This is a genomic window from Paractinoplanes polyasparticus, assembly GCF_019710575.1.
Classification (GTDB): domain Bacteria; phylum Actinomycetota; class Actinomycetes; order Mycobacteriales; family Micromonosporaceae; genus Actinoplanes; species Actinoplanes polyasparticus.
This window is the reverse complement of sequence record NZ_JAHWFK010000019.1, coordinates 191812-211693: the sequence shown is the minus strand read 5'-3', so window position 1 is coordinate 211693 and position 19882 is coordinate 191812. Positions and strand designations below refer to the sequence as shown.

Sequence of the window (19882 nt, the reverse complement as noted above, 5' to 3'; positions counted from 1 at the left end):
GTTCGTCCAGCACGACCAGCCACTGCCGGGAGTGCGGCTCGCCCAGCCAGCTAGGAGATCCGGCGCAGGGTGCGGCGGCCGGCCAGGACGGCGGCGCCGGCCAGCAGGAGGGCCGTGGCGGCGGCGGTCAGCAGCATGGTGAGCAGGCGGGGCCAGGCGGCCAGGGGCAGGGCCGGCGGGTCGAGCCCGGCCAGTGGCAGGGCCCAGCCCGTCAGCCACCAGCCCAGGGTGGCCACACCCATGCCGGCCACGACCGCGGCCACGACCAGCACCGGGTACGTCCACAGGGTGGCCTGGCGCAGCGCGGAGCGGCTCAGTCCCTGTCCGCGCAGCGCCGACAGGTCTTCCACCCGCCGTTCCCGGTCGACGGCGGCGGCCAGCACCAGGGCGCCCGCGGCCAAGGCCGTGGCCAGGGCGGCGACGATCACGTAGAACCAGAGGGCGATCGCCGGGCCCTGCTTGTCCAGGCGCTTCCGGACGTCGTCCGCCCGGACGTCGGCGGTCACGGTGAGGTTGTGGGCGGAGAGGGCCGCGACGGCGTCCTTCGGGGCCTTGTCGTTGAGCCAGACCATCGCGTTGCTGCTGGCGGCGCCGTCGGTGGCGAGGCGGTCGGCGTAGTCGAGGTCGGTCAGCACGGCCGGGGAGCCCGCGCCAGGGATGGCCGGCAGCGACGCCCGCACGTCGACCGGGGTCGAGCGGGCGTCCAGGTTGTCGATCGCGGGCAGCGCGGTGACGCCGGAGACGGCCACCGGCAGCGGGTACGGGGCGGACGCGGGGTGCACGAACATGCCGTCGGGCAGGCCGTTGAGCGAGGTCACCTCGATCTCGAGGCCGCCCGACGCCGAGGCCCCGATCCGGCCGCCCTCGGAGGCCCGCCACGGCGCCGGGTCGTTGAGGACGTCGGACGGCGCGTCGTTGATGCTGTGCACGGTCAGCACGCCGGCCACGTCGAGGGTGCCCTGGCCGCCCACGATCCGCAGCGAGTTCAGCGTGCAGCCCCGGGCACAGGCCTGAACGCTCTGCCCGTACGCGTGCCGGCCGTTGCGCAACACGCCGAGTTCGACCACCTCGTCGTTCCCGCCCTCGCGGGGTGACAGCACAGCGGTCACGGCCACCGCCTTGCCCTGCGCGAACCGGGCGCTGATGTCGAACGTCACCTGGGCCCCGTCCACCTTCACCGGGGGCGCGGCCGCCGGGTGCAGCTGCTGGGCGATCCGCGTGGCGGCCGGCCCGCCCGAGGGCCACGCGGCCACCGCGCTCAGGCGGGTGGTGTCGACCGCGACGGCGGACGGGGCGCCGGGCTCGGACGGCAGCGTCACGGCCGCCATCGCGAACGTCCCCTGCGGGTCGACCGCGCGCACCGCCGCGAGCAGGTTCTGCCGGCCGGTCGGGCCCAGGTGGAGCACCCGGGTGGCGCCGGTGCCGAGCACGGCCTGGGCGCTGCGGCCGCTCGCGGCCACGTCGACCGCCGCCGCCGCGTACCCGATGACCGCGACCGCCGCCGTGAGCAGCGCGAACAACCGCACCGCGCCGGGCCGCCGGGACAGCTGCAGGCCGGCCAGGGCGACGCCCAGCCGCCCGCGCCGCAACGCGCGACGGCCCAGCACGGTCACCAGCGGCACGAGCAGCCGCGCCGCGACCAGCGACCCGGCCAGCAGCACCAGGGCCGCCGCCGCCGTCCCGACCCCGCGCAGCGTCGAGCTGAGCTGAACGACAGCCACCACGGCCAGGATCACCACCACCAGCTCGGCGGCGACGGCCCGGGCGCTGTTGGGCACGGACGGCGCCCGGCGCAACAACTCGGCGACGGGGGTGGCGATCTGCCGGCGCTCGGCCAGCAGCGCGGTCAGCACCGCCGCTCCGGCCGCCACCGGCGCCCAGCGCAGCGATTCCAGACCGGGGTCGGCCCCGACGCCGGGGAAGCGGTAGGCCGCGAACGCGTTGACGAGCAGCTGACCGGCCAGGCAGCCCGCTGTCGCGCCGATCAGGATCGCCACCAGGTTCTCGCCGGTGGCCAGCCACCAGCGCTGACCCCAGCGGGCGCCGCGCAGCGCCACCACGGCCAGCTCGGGCCGGCGCCCCTCGGTGCCGTAGCCGACGGCCAGGAAGATGGTCAGGCAGGCCAGCAGCACGAGCGCGACGGCCAGGACGGGAACGATGCGGTGGCCGGCGGCGCGGCCCGAGTCGATCCGGGCCAGCAGGTCGGGCAGCTGGCTGTGCAGTTCGACCCCGCCCTGGAAGGCGGTCACCCCGGCCTGCACGTCGGCCAGACCGTCGCGTACGGCGGGAAGCTTGTCGACGTCGAGAGCGCCGGGCCCCGGGAAGGCGTCGAGTCCGGTGTCGACGGCCCCCCGGTCCATGGCATGAATGGTGGCGTTGTTGACGAAAGCCGGCAGCCCCGCGCCCGCCGGCAGGCTCGCTCCCGGATTGATGAAGCCGCGGGATCCCCAGTAGACGTCGCCCGGGTCGGGCACCCGGTAGAGGCCGGCGACCAGGAAACGCTTGGCCGCGCCGTTCTTCACGTAGAACGGGGGCTCGCCGCGCGGGACGATGCGCAGGGCGAAGCTGAGCGAGACCGAGTCGCCCGCGCCGATCTCGAGGCGCCGTCCGATCTGCTCGGGCAGCACGATGTCCGACTCGCCGACCAGGCAGCGCCCGGCGGTCATCTCGAGGTGATCGCAGACGTCCTGGCGGTAGGCGAACCTGGTCGCGTACGCGATCGACGGCTCCATCCCGATCGTCGGGAACTCCATCGAGTAGACGTAGTCGAAGCCGGGCAGCCCGGCCAGCGCGGTGCCGCTGCGCTCCAGGTCGGGGCCGCGCGGATCCGCCCCCGGTTTGTCCTCCCGGACGTCCTGCTGATACGCGCGGACCGCGACGGCCAGCTCGTTCGGAGTGGCCGTCTCGACCTGGCCGGCGGCCACCGCGCGGTCGGCCGCGCGCAGGTACGCCGGCGCCGCCACGGCCGCCGCCACCCCGAACAGCGCCAGCAGCGCCACCACCAGCGTCTGGCCGCGGCGCGCCCACACCATCGCGAGCACCAGGGCGATCATGAAAGTTCCCCGTTCAGCCGCCGCACCGACAGCCAGGTCGTCACGCCGAGGACGACCACGGCCACCGCGGCCGCGATGCCCAGCGCGGCGGGCCCGAGCGCACCGGGCGGCGGGATCACCCGCCAGCCGTCCGGGAACGGGGGTGCGGTGACTTCGGCGATCGGACGGGCGGCCAGCGCCGCCGCGAGCCCGCCGAGCAGCCCGGCCAGCGCGACCGAGCCGGCCCCGGCGTATGCGGTGGTCAGGGCGGTTCGCCGGGGCAGGCCCTGATGGCGCAGCGCGCGCAGATGGTCGAGCTGAGGTTCGCGGTCGACGGCGGCCGCCACCGCGAGCAGGCCGGCCGCGATCAGGGCGGCCAGGACGGCGGCGAACAGGCCGAACGAGGCGGTGACGACCGAGCTGTCGGCGGCCAGTTCGGCCACCCGCCCGTCGGCCGTGCGGTCGTCGAGCACGGGCAGGCCGATCGCGTCGACCACCGGCGCGGGCGCGTCGCCGGTCAGCCAGACCTGCAGGGTGCCGCCCTGGTCGCTGTCGCCGGCGACCCGGCGGGCGGCGTCGAGGTCGGTCAGCACACCGTCGGCGCCGATGACCGGCAGCACCCGTGCCACGGCGGCCACGTGGACGGGCGTGGCCACGTCCCCGAACCGGCCCAGCGCCGCGTCGTCGAAGAACCAGGTGCCCGGGGCCTTGCCGGCCAGCACGATCGGCAGCGGGAGCGGCGAGTCGACGACCGCCACCTTGGTTCCGCCGGCCTGCCCCGCGCTGAGGGTGAGGCCGCCGGGACCAGCCGCGACGTGGACGGCCGGGGTGGTGAAGTCGCCGCGCCAGCGGGTCACGTCGCCGAGCCCGGCGGCGTCGACAACGGTGGCCGGCGGGTTCTGCTGGCTGAGCGAGCGGATGGTGACCGCGCCGGTGTCCGAGCCCTCGGGGGTGAACAGTTCCCACCCGACGAGGCGACAGCCGGGGGCGACGGCGCAGGCCGGCACGGCGGCCGATACCGACTGGGCGCCCCGCCGGATGCCCCTGGACTCCAGGCGTACGCCCTCGCCGGTGCCCTCGTGCTGCAGGATGACGCCGAGCAGGGTGGTGGTGCGCCGCCCGCTGGTCACGTCCACGGTCAGCCGGTTGCCGGTGATCAGCGGCAGCAGCTGTGGGGCCTTCGCGGTGGTCAGGGCGGTGACCGGACCGTACTCGGGACGCCAGGTCGCCACGGTGGCGAGCCGGCTGCTGTCGACGGCCAGCACGGGTGGGGTGCCGCCGGAGTCCACGACGACGGCCATCGCGTAGCGGCCCTCGGGATCGGCCTGGCGCACGGCGTGCAGCAGCTGGGTGCGGGAGGCCGCCGAGACGGTCAGCACCCGGGCCGCGCCCAGCTCGACGTCGGCCCGCTCGACCCGCTCCGCGCGGCCGGCCGCGAAGGTGCCCAGCGTCAGCGCCAGCACGGCGACGGCCACCACGACCAGGGCGAAGACCCGGTCGGTGCCGGGCTGGCGCGAGACCCGTACGGCGGTCAGCCCGAGCCGCACCCGGCCGGCGCGCAGAGCCACCGCGCCCACCCTGTCGGCCAGCCGCCGCAACAGCCGGGCCAGCAGCAGCCCGACGGCCAGCGCGACCAGCGCGGGCGCGACCACGCCGAGGCCGCTGCCGCCCGACCGGGCCTGGTAGACCGCCCCGGCGGCCAGCGCGATCAGGGCCAGGTCGACGACCCCCGAACGCCAGTCCCGCCGGGCCGTGGGCACCCGCCGCAACAGGGCCGCGACCGGCGCCCGTTGCTGCAGCGCGTCCACGGCGAGCAGCACGAGCAGGGCGATGCCGAGCGTGACGACGACGAGGCCCAGCGACAGCAGCAGCGCCACCCACAGCTCGACGCGCACCGGCAGGCCGCGGGACAGCGGCCAGGCGACCAGGAATCCGGCGACCCACCCGGCCAGGCCGCCGCCGGCCAGCGGGAGCAGATGCTGGCTCAGGGCCAGGCGCAGGATGCCGCGGGCGGTGCTGCCGCGCAGCTTGAGCAGGCCGGCGTCGGCGCGGCGGTCGCGACCGGTGAAGCGGCCGGCCAGCGCGATCGCGAACCAGGCGAGGACGGCGACCTGGCCCAGGGCGATCGCCACGCCGCCGGCCACGGCCAGCCGTTCGGCGCGCACCCGGTCGACCAGCTTGCCGGTGGGGGCGACCAGCTCGAGCTGCTGGGCCGCGAAGCGGGGCGCCGCATGGTTCACCAGCCCGTTCAGGTCGTACCCGCCATCGCCGCGCAGCAGCGGGAGCGGCACCTCGAGGTCCCACGCGTGGACCGGGCGGGTCAGGCCGGGGTCGCGGAACGTGTCGAGCGAGGTGAACAGCGGGTCGAGCGAGCCCTGGGCGCGGAAGAGCTTGTCGCTCCAGTACGGACCGCCCGGGTCGATCGGCTGGTAGACGGCGGTGACACGGAACGTCATCGGGTTCACCGTGGTCGCCGGCCGCACCCGGAACGTGTCGCCCGGCTTCAGCTTGAGCCGGGTGGCGGAGTCGCTGCTGACGGCCGCCTCGTTCGCGGCCGCCGGACAGGTTCCGGTGAGCCGGGCGTGCTCGCAGAACCCGTCGCGGTAGGCGATCGGCAGCCCGGTGGACGCCCCGACCGCCCCGGGATAGACGAAGCTGGCGTCGGCCACAGCCCCCAGCACCGGCTCGGCGCCGGGCACCGGCAGCAGGCCTCGCGCGGTGGCGCCGAAGTCGTCGAGCGCGCCCCGCGGGTCGTCGGTGCCCTCACCGGCCTGGCGCACCAGGATGACGCGTTCCTCGACCGGGGCCGAGGTCACCACATTGCCCGCCGAGCGCGACGAGACGGTCAGCCCGTACCACGCGGCCCCGCCGGCAGCCGTCGCGAGCAGGGCCGCGAGCAGGCCGACCAGCAACGCCGGACCGGAGCGCCGGCGGACGGCGCCCAGGGCTATGTAGTACATCCGTTCCGATCCCCCGTCTTACTCGATCCACGGACACTCTGGTACCGCCGATCGTTTTTGCCAAGCGTCGATTAGGTTGAGGTCCATGAGCGTACGTTTCGGGGTGTTCGTGCCCCAGGGCTGGAAGATGGACCTGGTCGAGATCGCCGACCCGGTCGAGCAGTACGAGGCGATGACCCAGGTGGCCCGCGTGGCCGACGCCGGTCCGTGGGACGCGATCTGGCTCTACGACCACTTCCACACCGTGCCCGAGCCGACGGACAACTCGGTCTTCGAGTGCTGGACGGCCACATCGACGCTGGCCCGCGACACCAGCCGGGTCAGGATCGGCCAGATGGTGGGCTGCAACGGCTACCGCCAGCCCTCCCTCTACGCCAAGATCGCGTCGACGGTCGACGTGGCCAGCAACGGCCGGCTCATCGCCGGTCTGGGCGCCGGCTGGTACGAGCACGAGTGGAAGGCGTACGGCTACGAGTGGAAGGACGTGCCGCAGCGGATGAGCGAGTTCCGCGAGGCCGTCCAGGTCGTGCACAAGCTGTGGACCGAGGACCGCCCGGTCTTCGAGGGCAAGCACTACCGCCTCGACGGCGCGATCAACCAGCCGCGCCGCAAGCCCCAGTTCTGGCTGGGCGGCGGCGGCGAGAAGATCACGCTGAAGCTGGTCGCCCAGTACGCCGACGGCTGCAACGTCGGCGGCGGCAACCCCGAGATGATCGCGCACAAGCTGAGAGTGCTGCGCGCCCACTGCGACACCGTCGGCCGCGACTTCGCCGACATCACCAAGTCGACGACGATCGAGCTCGACCTCACGGAGTCGACGGCCGACACCATGGCCCGCGTCGAGAAGGTCGTCGAGGCCGGCGCCGACTACGTCATCTTCTACATCCCGCGTGTCGCCTACGACCACGCCCCGCTGCTCCGCCTGGCCGAAGACCTGGTCCCGCAGTTCAGATAGCAAAAAGCCATTGGTACGGCCGTGACCGTCCATACCTGATCAGGCAGCGACGGTCACGGCGCCGAGCGGTGCGCTTCCTCGGCGCGGCGAGCCGGTGATCGCGGGTCGGGATCAGGGTGCCGTCGACGATCGCGACCTGGTCTTGGGATCGGCGGCGCACCGGTGCCAGCGCGAGTGACGGTCCGCAATGGCGTCGAGGCACTCGGGGGCAACCGGGAGTCTCTCGGCCGTGGTAGCGACGGTCCACTTTATTGCGTGGTGGGCCACCAGCACCTCGGGCGCCGCGTTGTTTGACGGCAGGCAGGAGCGCGCCGAAGGACACAGCCTTCTCTCCAGCTCACCCGAGCAGCGCGATGCCTCACTCGTTGGCCCGACGTGGCGTCCCGCGGCCGTCAGCCGTCAAGGAAGGGCTGCACGTGGGCCGACGGGGTCAGCAGAATCAGGTACGAGCCGTCGGTGAAGTCGAGGCGCAGGTGCCCGGACTCCTCGGTGGCCTTGGTCAGGTCGGTGCGAGGCGATTCCCAGCGCAGGCGTAAGGGGGACAGCGTGCCGGCGGGGCGGGGGAGCAGGTCGCGCCACGACCCGAGGCCCTGGGACAGCAGCAGGAGCCGGCGGTCGGTGAGAGCCAGGACGCGGGGGTCGTTGACGGTGCGGACGTGTTCGTCCAGGGCGACGGCATGGCTGCTCGGCCGGCCGTTGACGCCCCGGCGCGACTCGGGGGTGGCCCGGCGCAGGCGCCACGGGGACATCTCGCTTCGGGACATGCGGAGCGCCTCGACCCCGGCGGGGCGGCTGACCCAGATGGCGGCGACCAGGCCCTCGCCGGGCTGCAGGTGCTCGGCCACCCGCGCCGGCAACGGGGCGTCGCCCTCGGCGGCCGGATTCATGCTTGCCCTCTCGTCACGCAGGTCGGTCGATGTGTCACGCCGATCAGTCGATCATGTTGACGGCCGTGGGTTGTGCCGGGTGGGCTCAGGCCGCGACGAGCTCTTCGCGGGCGGCGGCGCGGGAGCGGCCGCAGTTGGTGCAGGTCACGAAGTGGCGGGCGGCTCGCACCGGGAACAGCGGCACGAAGAAGAGGCTGAACTTCGTCGTACGCCGCACGAGGGTCTGGGCCGCGGTGGCGCCGCAGACCTCGCACCGGCCGAGGCGCGAACCGACGATCTTGTCTTTGCTGCGGATGCCGAAGATGAGGAACACCCCACCAACGGTAGCGGCCGTTCGCGAATCACGCCGTGGAGCGGATCGCGGCCGCCATCACGTCGGCGGTGACGGTCCGCAGGTGCTCGAGGTCGACGGGGGCTTTCCGCTCGCCCGTGGCCAGGGCGATCACGGCGTCCCCGTCGTAGCGGGTGTGGGCGGGGTGCAGGGCCCGGGCGAAGCCGGTGTGGGCGCTCTGGGCCAGCCAGTTGCAAGCCACCTTGTCGAGCCGGGCGTCGGTCAGGACCACGGCGATCGTGGTGTTGGCCGTGGGGAAGGGCGGCGGGGCGGGCGCGGCGCCGGGCGTGACGGGCGGGGCGGTCAGCGGCCGGCCGTCGGGGCCGATGACGTCGCCCCAGGCGTTGACCGCGGCCAGGGCCACCACGGACGCCTCGCCGGCCCGGCCCTCGGCCACGCCCAGGCCGCCGGGGTCGAGGCGTTCACGCCACTTGCCGGTGGTGGCGCCGGTGCCCGCGCCGACCCGGCCGGTCTCGAAGGGAGCGCCGTCCAGAGCGGCCTGGGCGGCCCGCCGGCCGCCCTCGGCGAAGTCGGGGCGGACCGGCGCTGCCACCGAGGCGTCGAAGAGCGACAGGCCCACCACGATCGGGACCGGGCCGGCGGGGGTGGGCAGACCCAGCCCCCGGGCGCGCATCAGTGACATCACGCCGTCGCCGGCGGCCAGACCGAACGCCGACCCGCCCGACAGCACCACCGCGTCCACGCGGTCGACCAGACGGGTGGGTTCGAGCAGGGCGAACTCGCGGGTGGCGGGCGCGCCGCCCCTGATCTCGCCCGAGCCGACCGTGCCCGGCGGCGGCAGGATCACGGTGACCCCGGTGCCGTCGGACGTCCAGTGGCCGGCGCGGGCCGAGAGCAGGTTCATGCGACCAGTATGCCCAGGTCAGCTCGGCGCCTCCTGGCCGGTGTAGAACGCGTAGGTGCGCTCGCCGGCGGCCTTGGCGGCCACCGGGTCGGCGCCGTCGGCGATCGAGGCCTCGACCCAGGCGTCGCTGGACTGGCGGTAGAAGGACCGTCCCTCGGGGGTCTCGTGCCAGGTCGCCATCGACTCCGGGTTGACGGCGGTCGCCGGGTCGGCCAGATAGTTGGCCAGGCCGTAGAAGCCGCCGTCCCAGCCCACGCCGGTGGCGCCGGGGCCGAACTGGTCCCACCACTCGTCGGCGACGTGGGCGACGTGCTCGAGTTCGAAGCGGGTGCTGTCACCCTCGGGGGTCAGGCGCACCTCGATCCAGCTCACCTGGTCGGCGAACTCCCACGTGGCCGAGTAGCCGCTGGGGCGGTCGCAGCGGGTGACCGTGCCGCCCGCGTTGCCGGTGAGCTGATACCGGCCGCCCTCCTTGAGCTCACCCTCGACCGGCAGGAACCAGCGGGCGATGCGCTCGGGGTTGGTCACCACGTCCCACAGGTCCTCGATGTCGGTGTCGTAGACCTGGCTGATCGTCTGGACGCGTGCCTCGCCCGCCTCGAGCGTGCGGCGGCCCTGCTGCCGGCGCACCTGGCTGATCTGGTGGTTGACGTCAATCATCGTGTTTCTCCTCGTCGTGTTGTAGGCGTCGCTGCCGCTTGCCCCGAGCCACCTCGGTCTCCATGGCGGCCAGGCGGGGCACCCAGAACCGGCGAAACTTCGCCAGCCAGGCGTCGGCCTCGCGCAGGGCCGTGTCGTCGACGGCGTAGAGGCGGCGGGCGCCCTCGGGGCGCACGGTCGCGAAGCCGTTGTCGCGCAGGACGCGCAGGTGCTGCGACACGGCCGGTTGCGAGATGCCGAACTCGGCCCGGATCACGCCGGTGACGGAACCGGAGCTCTGCTCACCCTCGGCGAGCAGCTCCAGGATCCGCCGCCGCACGGGATCTCCGAGAACATCGAACGCATGCACAGCCGTACGTTATCAGCTCGTCCTTATATAAGCCAAGGCTGAAACAGGTGGTTCTGCCGATGGCGTGTCCGGGGCGATGCGGCATGCTGATCGTGAAGGCGCGAGGAAGGGGAGTCGCGGTGCCGGATGTGCGGGCCAACGGGATCGATCTGAGGTACGAGACGACGGGCAACCCGGATGATCCCGGGTTGCTGCTGATCATGGGGCTGGGCGCGCAGCTCGTCGACTGGCCGGCGGGATTCGTCGGCGAGCTGGCCGCACGCGGCTTCCACGTGGTGCGCTTCGACAACCGGGACGCCGGGCTGTCGACCGCGTTCGACGACCTGCCCGCGCCCGACCTCGCCGCGATCTTCGGCGGCGACCCGGCCGGCGCGCCCTACCTGCTCAGCGACATGGCGTCCGACGCGGCGGGCCTGATCAAGGAGCTCGGCCTGGAACCGGTGCACGTCGTCGGGGCCTCGATGGGCGGCATGATCGCCCAGCAGCTGACCCTCGACCACCCCGACCTGGTGGCCAGCCTGTGCTCCATCATGTCGATGACCGGCGACCGGGCGGTCGGCCGCCCGACGCCGGAGGCCGCGGCCGCGCTGATGCGCCCGCCCGCCACGACCCGCGACGAGATCATCAATGGAGCGGTCGCGGCGTCGCGGGTCATCGGCTCGCCCGGCTACCCGACGGCCGAGGCCGAACTGCGCCGGCGGGCCACGGCCAAGTTCGAGCGCAGCTACCGCCCGGCCGGGGGCCAGCGCCAGTACGCGGCGATCGTCGCCTCGCCGGACCGGACGGAAGCCCTGCAGTCGGTCGCCGTGCCGACGGTGGTCATTCACGGTGCGGACGACCCGCTGATCAACGTGAGCGGCGGGCGGGCCACCGCGGCCGCCGTCCCCGGCGCGGAGCTCCTGGTCATCCCCGGCATGGGCCACGACCTGCCCGAAGCGCTGTGGCCGCAGATCATCGACGCGATCGTCGCCAACGCCCGGCGTTAGGCTCCGTCTCCGGTTGCCGCCCCGGACCGGAGGGTCGATCATGAAGATCGATACCCTCCACCGGGGTTGGGAGGCGCTACCTTGTCCCTGCTCACCAGGCTCGACCGCGAACACTCCGTGGCGCCGCCCGGCTTCAGCCGCTGGCTGATCCCGCCCGCCGCCCTGTCGGTGCACCTCTGTATCGGCCAGGTCTACGCGACGAGTGTCTACAAGAACTCCTTCGTCTCGCACTTCGAGGCCAGCCAGACCTCCATCGGCATCATCTTCAGCATCGCCATCGTGATGCTGGGTCTGTCGGCGGCGGTCGGCGGCACCTGGGTCGAACGCAACGGACCGCGCAAGGCGATGTTCGTGTCGGCCAGCTTCTGGGCGGCCGGCTTCCTGGTCAGCGCGCTCGGCATCAGCACGAGTCAGCTGTGGCTGGTCTACCTGGGCTACGGCGTGCTGGGCGGCATCGGCCTCGGCATCGGCTACATCTCGCCGGTGTCGACACTGATCAAGTGGTTCCCCGACCGGCCCGGCCTGGCCACCGGCCTCGCCATCATGGGCTTCGGCGGCGGGGCGCTGATCGCCAGCCCGGCCTCGCGCCAGCTGCTCTCGTTCTACGACGACAACTACGACCCGAGCGTGGCCACCTCGGTCGCCTCGGGCGGGTCGCTGGTGGCGCTGTTCCTGACGCTGGGCATCGCCTACTTCGTCATCATGATGTTCGGCGTGGCCAACATGCGCGTGCCGGCCGACGACTGGAAGCCCGACGGCTGGGACCCGGCCTCGGTCAAGGCGAAGCCGCTGGTCACCACCGCGAGCGTGTCGGCCGCCAACGCGATCCGCACGCGTGCTTTCTGGCTGCTGTGGATCGTGCTGTTCTGCAACGTGACCGCCGGCATCGGCATCCTCGAGCAGGCCAGCCCGATGATTCAGGACTTCTTCCGGTCGGACGGCGTCTCCAGCGTCAGCGTGGCCGCGGCCGGCGGCTTCGTGGGCGTGCTGTCGCTGTTCAACATGGCCGGCCGTTTCGCCTGGTCGTCGACGTCGGACGTGATCGGCCGCAAGCCCATCTACATGGTCTACCTGGGCGTCGGCGTGATCCTCTACCTGCTGCTGGCCACGGTCGGCGACGCCGCGACCTGGCTGTTCGTCATCCTTGCGGGCATCATCCTGTCGTTCTACGGCGGCGGGTTCGCCACGGTCCCGGCCTACCTGCGGGACCTGTTCGGCACGTTCCAGGTCGGCGCGATCCACGGCCGCCTGCTGACCGCCTGGTCGGCCGCCGGCGTGGCCGGGCCGCTGATCATCAACGGCTTCCTCGACGCCGAGGGCAAGCCGGGCACGCTGACCAGCGCGGCCTATCAGCCGGCCCTGTTCACCATGGTCGGCGTCCTGGTCGTCGGCTTCGTCGCCAACCTGCTGGTCCGGCCGGTGCCGGAGCGCTACCACGAGCCGGCCCAGCCGCTCGAGAAGGAGGCCGCGGCATGAGCGCCCGTCTGGTTCTGTCCTGGCTGCTGGTCGCCGTCCTGCTGGGCTACGGCATCATCCAGACGGTGATGACCGCGGCCAAGCTGTTCCAGTAGCTTCGTCGTCCCGCCCGGCCCGGGTCGCTCGTCCGAGCGGCCCGGGCCGCGTCACGTCCGCGTTCCACTTTTGAGGTAGGCGGATCGACGGGCGGGCCCGGTGGGTCGGGGGATTCCGCGGAGTGGCGCGTTGTTCGTAGCGTGAGGGCGTCGCGGCGGAACGCTACGGGGAGGCCCGGGTGGTGAACAGGCTCACATGGGGCCGAGTCGGCTCGGTCGGACTGGCCGCCTTCGTCGCTTGGGCCATGACCGGGCAGGCCTCGGCGATCGTCGGCGCCCAGGCCATGGCGACCGAGGTGGCCGGTGACGCGGGTGTCGCGGCCGTCGTGCGGGTCGAGGCCGACCGGGGTCTGCTCGACGACGGGCTCGCCTGCACCGGCACGCTGATCGCGCCGCGCTGGGTCGTCACGGCGCAGCACTGCACGAATGTGGGCCGGCAGCCCGGCCACGGCTACCGGGCGAAGGACATGGTGGTCCGGCCGTCGGCCCCCGACGACGCGCAGTGGGCGGTCGCGGCCGTGTGGCGCATGGACGGCTACGACAGCCGGAGCCTGGCCAACGACATCGCGCTGCTCGAGCTGACCGACCCGGTCACCACCGTGACGCCGGCCCGGATAGCGGCCCGGGGCGCGCCGAACGGCGCCACGGCGGAGGTGTACGGCTTCGCCGGCCGGCCGTCCCAGCACGTGGGGCGGGTGCGGGTCACCAGCCTGGCCGCGGTCAACAACGGGCCCTGCGTGTTTCCCGATCGCGAGATGACGTTCGTGACGTCCGTCCACGGTGGCTCCTCGCGGGGCGACAGTGGCGGGCCCATGTTCGTACGGCGTGACGGCGCTCTGGAACTGCAGACCGTCACCGCCGGGGCCGCCGACCGCGAGACCTGCGACGCGCCGGACCTCAGCGGGCGCCCGCAGTCGTGGGTCGGGATCTACAACCGGGTCGACCGGGCCAGCGCGGCCTGGGAGTTCCTGTCGGCGCACGTGCCGGCCGTCCCGGCGGGGTAGGCGGATCGGTCCGATCGGGACCCCCAACGCGAGGGGGTGCCGGGGTGGGACGGCCGATTCCGGAGCGACCGGAAACCTCCATAGCGTGGTAACGGCACATCGAACGTCATGATGAGCCGGCCGACGACACCGCGGGAACCGGGTCGCGGCCGGCCGGCCGGGGTGACCGCCGCCGGGGGAACGCTTGTCCAGGCGCGCGGCGGCGGTCACGTGCCGGGGTGGGCGGGCAGCGGGGCGGCGGCCCGCCCACCAACGGCCGGGCGCGATACTGGCCCGCGCCGGAGATGATGGACGGCATGGACTACCAGACCGCGCTCGGTTCGCTGTTCTCCCCGGAGGGCCGTCACGACCCCTACCCGGCCTACGACGTCCTGCGGGCGCACGCACCCGCGTTCCTGGCGCCCGATGAGCGCTGGTATGTCACCACCCACGCCTTGACCAACCGCCTCCTGCGGGACCCGGCCGTCCGCCTGGCCGACAGCCGCGACTACGACCAGTTCTGGCCCGAGTGGCGGCAGAACCGCGGGGTCGCGTCCGTCGTGCTGTCGATGTTGCAGATGAACCCGCCCGACCACACCCGCGTACGCCGGGTCGCCGCGGCCACGTTCACCGCGCGCCGCATCGCCGCCGTGCGCGACGTGATCGCCGGGCAGGCCGAAGAGCTGATCAAGGCGATGCCCGCGACGGCCGACTTCATGACCTCGTTCGCCTATCCGCTGCCGATCGGCGTGATCTGCGCGCTGCTCGGCGTGCCGGACAGCGACCGCGCCTGGTTCCGGCAGCGGGCGGCCGACCTGACCGTGGTGCTCGAGCCGATCAGCACGGTCGCCGAGATGGAGCTGGCCGACGCGGCCGGACGCGACCTCGAGGACTATTTCGTCGGCCTGATCGCCGAGCGCCGGCGCCACCCGCAGGAGGATCTGACCAGCGCCCTGGCCGCCTCGGGGGACACGCTGACCGGCGAGGAGATGCTGGCCAACCTGGTGCTGCTGCTCGTGGCCGGCTTCGAGACCACGGCCAACCTGCTCGGCCTGGGCCTGCACCTGCTGCTGAGCCGCCCGGCCGAGGCCGAGCGGTTGCGCGCGCACCCCGACCGGGCGCCCGCCTTCGTCGAGGAGATCCTGCGGTACGACTCACCGGTGCAACTCACGTCCCGCTTCACCACCGAGCCGCTCGACCTCGGCGACGGCCTCAGCGTTCCCGCCGGCGCAGGCCTCACGATGCTGCTCGGCTCGGCCAACCGCGACCCGGCCCGCTACGACGACCCGCACCGCTTCGACCCCGCCCGCCCGAACATCCAGCCCGTCTCGTTCGGCGGCGGTGCCCACTACTGCCTGGGCGCTCCGCTGGCCCGGCTCGAGGCCCAGGTCGCCTTCCCGCTGCTGCTGACCACGCTGCCGGGTCTGGCCCTGACCGGCGAGGCCGAGCGCCGCGACCGCCTGGTGCTGCGCGGTTTCTCGGCGCTGCCGGTCACGACCGGGTGAGCCGCACCTCGCGATAGCCGCGCAGCACGAACGTGGGCCGGTTGACCGGCTCCGCCGCCAGCTCGAACTGGTGCGACAGCAGCGCCCGTAGTCCGGCCTGCAGCTCGATGCGGGCCAGGGGCGCTCCGAGACAGAAGTGCAGCCCCGCGCCGAAACCCAGGTGCGGGTTGGGATCCCGGCCGATGTCGAAGCTGTCGGGCGACGCGAAGACGGCCGGATCCCGGTTGGCCGCCCCGAGCAGGGCGGCGATCTTCGCTCCGGCCGGAACCCGTACGCCCGCGACCGTGACGTCCGCGGCGGCCGTCCGCACGAACATGTGCAGCGGGGAGTCGTACCGGATCATCTCCTCACCCGCCGGGACGAGCAGCGCCGGATCGCTCCGCAGCCGCGCCAGCTCGGCCGGGTGCCGCAGCAGCGCCACCACACCGCCGCCGAGCGCGTTGACCGACGCCTCGTGTCCCGCGTTGAGCAGCAGGATCGCCGTCGCCACGAGCTCGTCGGCCGAGAGCTCCGGCACCAGGTCGCTGATCAGATCGTCCCGCGGCGACGAGGTGCGCTCGGCGGCCAGCCGGCGCAGGTAGCTGGTGAACTCCCGGCAGGCTTCGAGGGCAGCCGCCTCCACCTCGGGCGTGCGGGATACCTCGTACATCCGTACGATCGCCGCCGACCAGGGCCGCAACCGCGCCCGGTCACCCGGCGGAATGCCCAGCAGCTCCGCGATCACCGTGACCGCCAGCGGTTCCGCCACGTCGGCCAGCAGATCGAACTCCCGCCCGGCTTCCCGTACGAGCGTCTGTGCCGACGCCGCGACGGCCGGCCGCAACCGGGCGACGTGCCCGCGCCCGAACGCCCGGGCCACGACCGACCGCAGCCGGGTGTGGACGGGCGGCTCGTTCTCCATCATCTGGTTCCGGTGCAGCAGGTTGAACGGCTCGTACACCTCGGCCGGCTCCCTGTCCTGCCAGAACCGCCCGAGCTGCCTGTCCCGCAGCACGGCGCCGGCCGCGGCGTGGGTGGCCGTCAGGAACTGCCCGGTCGGCTCGTGCCACGTGACCGCGCCCTGCTCGCGCAACCGGGCCAGCCCCGGATACGGGTTCTGGATGAATTCGGGATCCGTGAAGTCGACCGCCACCGACACATCGTGAACGACCCGCTCGCCGCCGGCCAGCGCCGGATGGCGGGAATGGCGGGAATGGCGAGTGGGATGGCGGGTTCGGCTGGTGATCCGACGCTCGGCGCTCCCTAGCGTTGTCCCCAGGTGGCCGCCGGGGCCGCCGAAGCGGGAGGCACAGCGTGAAGACCGTACTGGTGACCGGGGCTTCGTCGGGCATGGGCAAGGCGACGGCCGAGCGGCTGCTAGCGGACGGGCACACCGTGTACGCGGTGGCGCGGCGGGAGGAGCGGATGCGGGATCTCGCCGGGCTCGGCGCCGTCGTGGTCGCCGTCGACGTCACGGACGAACGCGACCTGGTGAAGCTGGTCGAACGGATCACGGCCGAGCGCGGCGGAGTCGACGTGCTCGTCAACAACGCGGGTTTCGGGCTGTACGGCGCGATGGAGGACATCACGCTGGAGGAGGCGCGCTACCAGTTCGAGGTGAACCTGTTCGGGGCGGCCCGGCTCACCCAGCTGGTGCTGCCCGGCATGCGGGAACGTCGCTCCGGCACGATCGTGAACCTGTCGTCGATGGGCGGCCGCGTCTACACGCCGCTGGGCGCCTGGTACCACGCCACCAAGCACGCGCTGGAGGGCTGGTCCGACTGCCTGCGGCTCGAGCTGGCTCCGCTGGGCATCGACGTGATCGTCATCGAGCCGGGCGTGATCGGCACCGAGTTCGCCGAGGTCGTCTCCGGGCCGATGCTGAAGCGGTCCGGTTCGGGCCCGTACGCGGCGCTGGCGGCCAAGGTCGCCGAGGGAACGCGGACGATGTACGAGAGCGGCGCCACCCCGCCGTCGGTGATCGCGGATCTGATCGCGAAGGCGATCACGGCGCGGCGCCCGCGGACCCGCTACGTCGCCGGCAAGTACGCGAGGATGCTGATGACCACGCGCAAGTGGCTCGGCGACCGGGTCTACGACCGCGCGGTCATGGCCCGGCTGTAGGGAAGGAGCGCGATGAGCCCGGACCACTTCACGGTCGGCCCGGCGGGCCGGGCGCTGCTTGACGACCTGGGCATCAGCCTGCCCGGTGTGCTGCGCCGGGCCCGGCTTCCGGCGGTGGTCTACGGGCAGCGGACCGTCGAGCTCGACACCGCGCAGTTCTACGCGTTCTGGCGGGCGCTGGACGAGGAAGCGGCTGACGGGTTGCTGCCGATCCGCGTCGGTCAGGCCCTCCGCCCCGAGATCTTCGATCCGCCGTTGTTCTCGGCGTTCTGCAGCCCCGATCTGACTGTCGCCGCGGCCCGGCTCGCGACGTACAAGAAGCTGATCGGTCCGTTGCGGCTCGAGGTGGACACGAACCGCGGCGACATGACCATCGCCATGCTCTGGCCCGACCCGGGGAACGCTCCGCCCGCGTTGATGCTCATGGAGCTGATCTTCTGGGTCGCCCTGGCCCGGATCGCGACGCGGACCGGCGTCCGGCCGCTGCGGTTCGCCGCACCCGTCGAGACGACCCCGGCCCAGGCCACTGCGTACCGGGAGTATCTGGGCGCCCCGATCGAGCACGCTCCCGTTCCGGCGGTCACCTTCTCGCGTACGGACGCCGAGCGCCCCTTCCTGACGGCGAACGACCGGATGTGGGAGTACTTCGAGCCCGCCCTGCGGCAGCGCCTCACCGCGTTCGAAGCCGAACCCTCGAACGCCGAGCTGGTCCGCCAGGCCTTGCTGCGGATGCTGCCGGCCGGGTCGGCCGGTGTCGATGTGGTCGCCGCGGAACTCGCCGTCAGCGTCCGCACTCTCCAGCGCCGGCTCCGGCACGAGGGGACCAGTTTCCAGGCCGTGCTGCGCGACACCCGGGAGGCGCTGGCCCGCCACTATCTGTCCACGTCGCGGATGAGCGCGGGCGAGATCTCGTACCTGCTCGGCTACGACGACACGAACTCGTTCTATCGGGCGTTCCACGCCTGGACCGGCCGGACACCGGACCAGGTGCGAATGGGTCCTGTGCCGTAAACCTCAGCAAGAGTGCCTTCCGTGCCGATTTGATGTTTCGCGGATCTGAAACCGGAGCGAAGCCGGAGCGAGACCGGAGCTCAACCGGAAAGGCACGGAATTATGGGACTGGTCGGGGCGTTCGACAACCGCTCGCTGCGGACGAAGATCGGGACGGCCGTGCTGGCCGGAACGCTGAGCGGGGTGCTGGTCGGCGGCGTCGCGCTGGTCACCCTGCGCGGGCAGAACAGGGACGCGGCGGCCGCTCAGCGGTCGACCATCGACGTCTCGGCGGCGTCCGGCGCGTTCGCCAAGAACATCGAGTCGTTCGGCGGCAACACCTCGGCGTCCCGGCTCTACCCGGCGCTGAGGACGGTCATCGAGCAGAACATGGAGGCCAACAAGGCCGCCATCCAGGACTCGCTCCAGCGGCTGCGCGCCGCCTTCGCCGGTGACGCGGACGCCCTTGCCGTGGTCGACAAGGCGGCCGCCGACTGGGACGCGTTCCTGAAGTTCCTCGGGACCGACAACAGCAAGGCCTCGGCCGCCGACCTGCAGACGATCCTCGAGACGTACAACAACCTCTACGCCGCGCTGGGCGCCGACCAGACCGCGCTGGCCGAGCTGGCGCAGAACCGCTCCGAGGCCGCGATCCGCGCCGCCGAGTCCGACACGACCTCCGCCACCTGGACGATCGCCCTCCTGCTGGGACTGGGCGTGCTGATCAGCCTGGTGCTGGGGTTCCGGGTGGCGAACCGGGTGCGGACCACGGTGCGTGGGGTCGCCCGGGTCGCCGAGGGCCTGGCCGAGGGTGACCTGACCCGGAGCTCGGGCGTGACCGTCCGCGACGAGGTGGGCCTGATGGCCGCGTCCCTCGACCAGGCCATCGCCCGCCTGCGCCAGGACGTCGTGTCCCTGGCCGGCAACGCTTCCACGCTGCACGCCGCCGCGGGTCAGCTGACCGCGGTCTCCGGCGCGGTCGACTCGGCCGCCTCGGACGCCTCGGTCCGGGCCGGGTCGGTCGCCACCGCGGCCGACACCGTCTCCAGCAACCTGCAGGTCGTCTCGGCCGGCTCGCACGAGATGGGCTCGGCGATCCGCGACATCAGCGTCTCCACCACCGAAGCGTCCGAGGTGGCCGTGCAGGCTGTCGAGGTCGCGTCGGCCACCAACGCGATCGTGGCCCGGCTGGGCGAGTCGTCCAGCGAGATCGCCTCGGTCGTCAAGACGATCACCGCGATCGCCGAGCAGACCAACCTGCTCGCCCTGAACGCCACCATCGAGGCCGCCCGCGCGGGCGAGTCCGGCAAGGGCTTCGCGGTCGTCGCGGGCGAGGTGAAGGACCTGGCTCAGGAGACGGCGAAGGCCACGGAGGACATCGCGCGCCGGGTGCAGGCCATCCAGAGCGACACCGGCGGCGCGGTCGCCGCGATCGGCGAGATCTCGGCGATCATCGAGCGGATCAACGGCATCCAGATGACCATCGCCTCGGCCGTCGAGGAGCAGACCGCCACCACGCAGGAGATGAACCGGACCCTGTCCGAGGCCGCGTCGAACGCCGGCAACATCGCCGCCACGATCGGCGGCGTCTCCGAGGCGACCCAGCGCACGACGGCCTCGGTCGGCGAGACCCGGCACGCGGCCGACGATCTGGCGACGACCGCGAGCCAGCTGCAGACCCTGGTCTCGCGCTTCCGTTACTGAC

Annotated in this window: 17 protein-coding genes and 1 pseudogene; 9 read left to right on the top strand and 9 right to left on the bottom strand. The window is 73.1% G+C overall.

Annotated elements, in window-relative coordinates; all coding sequences use genetic code 11:
- Nucleotides 1-50: 50 nt before the first annotated feature.
- Complete coding sequence (locus tag KXC43_RS20120) at nt 51-3053, bottom strand: ABC transporter permease (RefSeq protein ID WP_221377629.1); 3003 nt, start codon at nt 3051-3053, stop codon at nt 51-53.
- A complete protein-coding gene (locus tag KXC43_RS20115; RefSeq protein WP_221377628.1) occupies nt 3050-5992 on the bottom strand; it encodes an FtsX-like permease family protein in 2943 nt (980 codons plus the stop codon). Before KXC43_RS20115 ends, KXC43_RS20120 begins: the two co-directional genes overlap by 4 nt.
- 85 nt (nt 5993-6077) lie before the next feature.
- Between KXC43_RS20115 and KXC43_RS20110 the strand changes: the two genes are divergently transcribed.
- Nucleotides 6078-6947, top strand: coding sequence for an LLM class F420-dependent oxidoreductase (locus KXC43_RS20110; RefSeq protein ID WP_221377627.1), 870 nt, complete (start codon nt 6078-6080; stop codon nt 6945-6947).
- 73 nt (nt 6948-7020) lie between these two features.
- Here KXC43_RS20110 and KXC43_RS51040 read toward each other — a convergent pair.
- From KXC43_RS51040 to KXC43_RS20085, 6 genes and pseudogenes are all read right to left on the bottom strand, one after another.
- Nucleotides 7021-7137 (bottom strand): annotated as a pseudogene (locus KXC43_RS51040) (IS5/IS1182 family transposase); the annotation flags it as partial.
- A 202-nt stretch (nt 7138-7339) separates the two neighbouring features.
- A complete protein-coding gene (locus KXC43_RS20105) occupies nt 7340-7834 on the bottom strand; it encodes a hypothetical protein (RefSeq protein ID WP_221377626.1) in 495 nt (164 codons plus the stop codon).
- Between the two features lie 85 nt (nt 7835-7919).
- On the bottom strand, nt 7920-8147 hold the full coding sequence (locus tag KXC43_RS20100) for a zinc-ribbon domain-containing protein (protein ID WP_221377625.1): 228 nt from the start codon (nt 8145-8147) through the stop codon (nt 7920-7922).
- Nucleotides 8148-8175: 28 nt separating this feature from the next.
- Complete coding sequence (locus tag KXC43_RS20095) at nt 8176-9030, bottom strand: P1 family peptidase (RefSeq protein ID WP_221377624.1); 855 nt, start codon at nt 9028-9030, stop codon at nt 8176-8178.
- A gap of 18 nt (nt 9031-9048) precedes the next feature.
- A complete protein-coding gene (locus KXC43_RS20090) occupies nt 9049-9690 on the bottom strand; it encodes an SRPBCC family protein (RefSeq protein ID WP_221377623.1) in 642 nt (213 codons plus the stop codon).
- Nucleotides 9683-10039, bottom strand: a complete 357-nt coding sequence (locus KXC43_RS20085; RefSeq protein WP_221377622.1) for an ArsR/SmtB family transcription factor — start codon at nt 10037-10039, stop codon at nt 9683-9685. The genes KXC43_RS20090 and KXC43_RS20085 overlap by 8 nt, the downstream gene beginning before the upstream one ends.
- Nucleotides 10040-10158: 119 nt before the next feature.
- Between KXC43_RS20085 and KXC43_RS20080 the strand changes: the two genes are divergently transcribed.
- The 5 genes from KXC43_RS20080 (at nt 10159) to KXC43_RS20065 (ending at nt 15084) form a co-directional block, all read left to right on the top strand.
- The gene (locus tag KXC43_RS20080; RefSeq protein WP_308129163.1) at nt 10159-11025 is read left to right on the top strand and encodes an alpha/beta fold hydrolase; all 867 of its coding nucleotides are present in this window, start codon (nt 10159-10161) and stop codon (nt 11023-11025) included.
- An 87-nt stretch (nt 11026-11112) separates the two neighbouring features.
- Nucleotides 11113-12501, top strand: coding sequence for an OFA family MFS transporter (locus tag KXC43_RS20075; protein WP_221377682.1), 1389 nt, complete (start codon nt 11113-11115; stop codon nt 12499-12501).
- Nucleotides 12498-12596 (top strand): MFS transporter small subunit, encoded by a 99-nt coding sequence (locus tag KXC43_RS53565; protein WP_438870903.1) that lies wholly within the window; start codon nt 12498-12500, stop codon nt 12594-12596. Before KXC43_RS20075 ends, KXC43_RS53565 begins: the two co-directional genes overlap by 4 nt.
- A 182-nt stretch (nt 12597-12778) precedes the next feature.
- Nucleotides 12779-13600 carry a trypsin-like serine protease gene (locus KXC43_RS20070; protein WP_221377620.1) on the top strand — a complete coding sequence of 274 codons (822 nt, stop codon included), beginning with the start codon at nt 12779-12781 and terminating at the stop codon, nt 13598-13600.
- 296 nt (nt 13601-13896) lie between these two features.
- Entirely contained in the window at nt 13897-15084 is a 1188-nt protein-coding gene (locus KXC43_RS20065; RefSeq protein WP_221377619.1) for a cytochrome P450, read from the top strand.
- Here the strand turns inward: KXC43_RS20065 and KXC43_RS20060 are convergent.
- Nucleotides 15071-16216: a cytochrome P450 gene (locus KXC43_RS20060; protein ID WP_221377618.1), complete on the bottom strand. Its 1146-nt coding sequence runs from the start codon at nt 16214-16216 to the stop codon at nt 15071-15073. The genes KXC43_RS20065 and KXC43_RS20060 overlap by 14 nt on opposite strands.
- 161 nt (nt 16217-16377) lie before the next feature.
- Here KXC43_RS20060 and KXC43_RS20055 point away from each other — a divergent pair, with 161 nt between their 5' ends.
- The 3 genes from KXC43_RS20055 to KXC43_RS20045 all read left to right on the top strand — a co-directional run bounded on the left by KXC43_RS20055 (nt 16378) and on the right by KXC43_RS20045 (nt 19881).
- Nucleotides 16378-17187, top strand: coding sequence for an oxidoreductase (locus tag KXC43_RS20055; protein WP_221377617.1), 810 nt, complete (start codon nt 16378-16380; stop codon nt 17185-17187).
- Between the two features lie 12 nt (nt 17188-17199).
- Nucleotides 17200-18198 (top strand): AraC family transcriptional regulator, encoded by a 999-nt coding sequence (locus KXC43_RS20050; protein ID WP_221377616.1) that lies wholly within the window; start codon nt 17200-17202, stop codon nt 18196-18198.
- 102 nt (nt 18199-18300) lie between these two features.
- A complete protein-coding gene (locus KXC43_RS20045) occupies nt 18301-19881 on the top strand; it encodes a methyl-accepting chemotaxis protein (RefSeq protein WP_221377615.1) in 1581 nt (526 codons plus the stop codon).
- Nucleotide 19882: the final 1 nt, after the last annotated feature.

What these genes read in the sequence shown, in the direction of transcription:
- KXC43_RS20120 (WP_221377629.1), bottom strand. Translation starts at nt 3,053, where the DNA reads ATGATCGCCCTGGTGCTCGCGATGGTGTGGGCGCGCCGCGGCCAGACG.
- KXC43_RS20115 (WP_221377628.1), bottom strand. Translation starts at nt 5,992, where the DNA reads ATGTACTACATAGCCCTGGGCGCCGTCCGCCGGCGCTCCGGTCCGGCG.
- KXC43_RS20110 (WP_221377627.1), top strand. Translation starts at nt 6,078, where the DNA reads ATGAGCGTACGTTTCGGGGTGTTCGTGCCCCAGGGCTGGAAGATGGAC.
- KXC43_RS20105 (WP_221377626.1), bottom strand. Translation starts at nt 7,834, where the DNA reads ATGAATCCGGCCGCCGAGGGCGACGCCCCGTTGCCGGCGCGGGTGGCC.
- KXC43_RS20095 (WP_221377624.1), bottom strand. Translation starts at nt 9,030, where the DNA reads ATGAACCTGCTCTCGGCCCGCGCCGGCCACTGGACGTCCGACGGCACC.
- KXC43_RS20090 (WP_221377623.1), bottom strand. Translation starts at nt 9,690, where the DNA reads ATGATTGACGTCAACCACCAGATCAGCCAGGTGCGCCGGCAGCAGGGC.
- KXC43_RS53565 (WP_438870903.1), top strand. Translation starts at nt 12,498, where the DNA reads ATGAGCGCCCGTCTGGTTCTGTCCTGGCTGCTGGTCGCCGTCCTGCTG.
- KXC43_RS20065 (WP_221377619.1), top strand. Translation starts at nt 13,897, where the DNA reads ATGGACTACCAGACCGCGCTCGGTTCGCTGTTCTCCCCGGAGGGCCGT.
- KXC43_RS20050 (WP_221377616.1), top strand. Translation starts at nt 17,200, where the DNA reads ATGAGCCCGGACCACTTCACGGTCGGCCCGGCGGGCCGGGCGCTGCTT.
- KXC43_RS20045 (WP_221377615.1), top strand. Translation starts at nt 18,301, where the DNA reads ATGGGACTGGTCGGGGCGTTCGACAACCGCTCGCTGCGGACGAAGATC.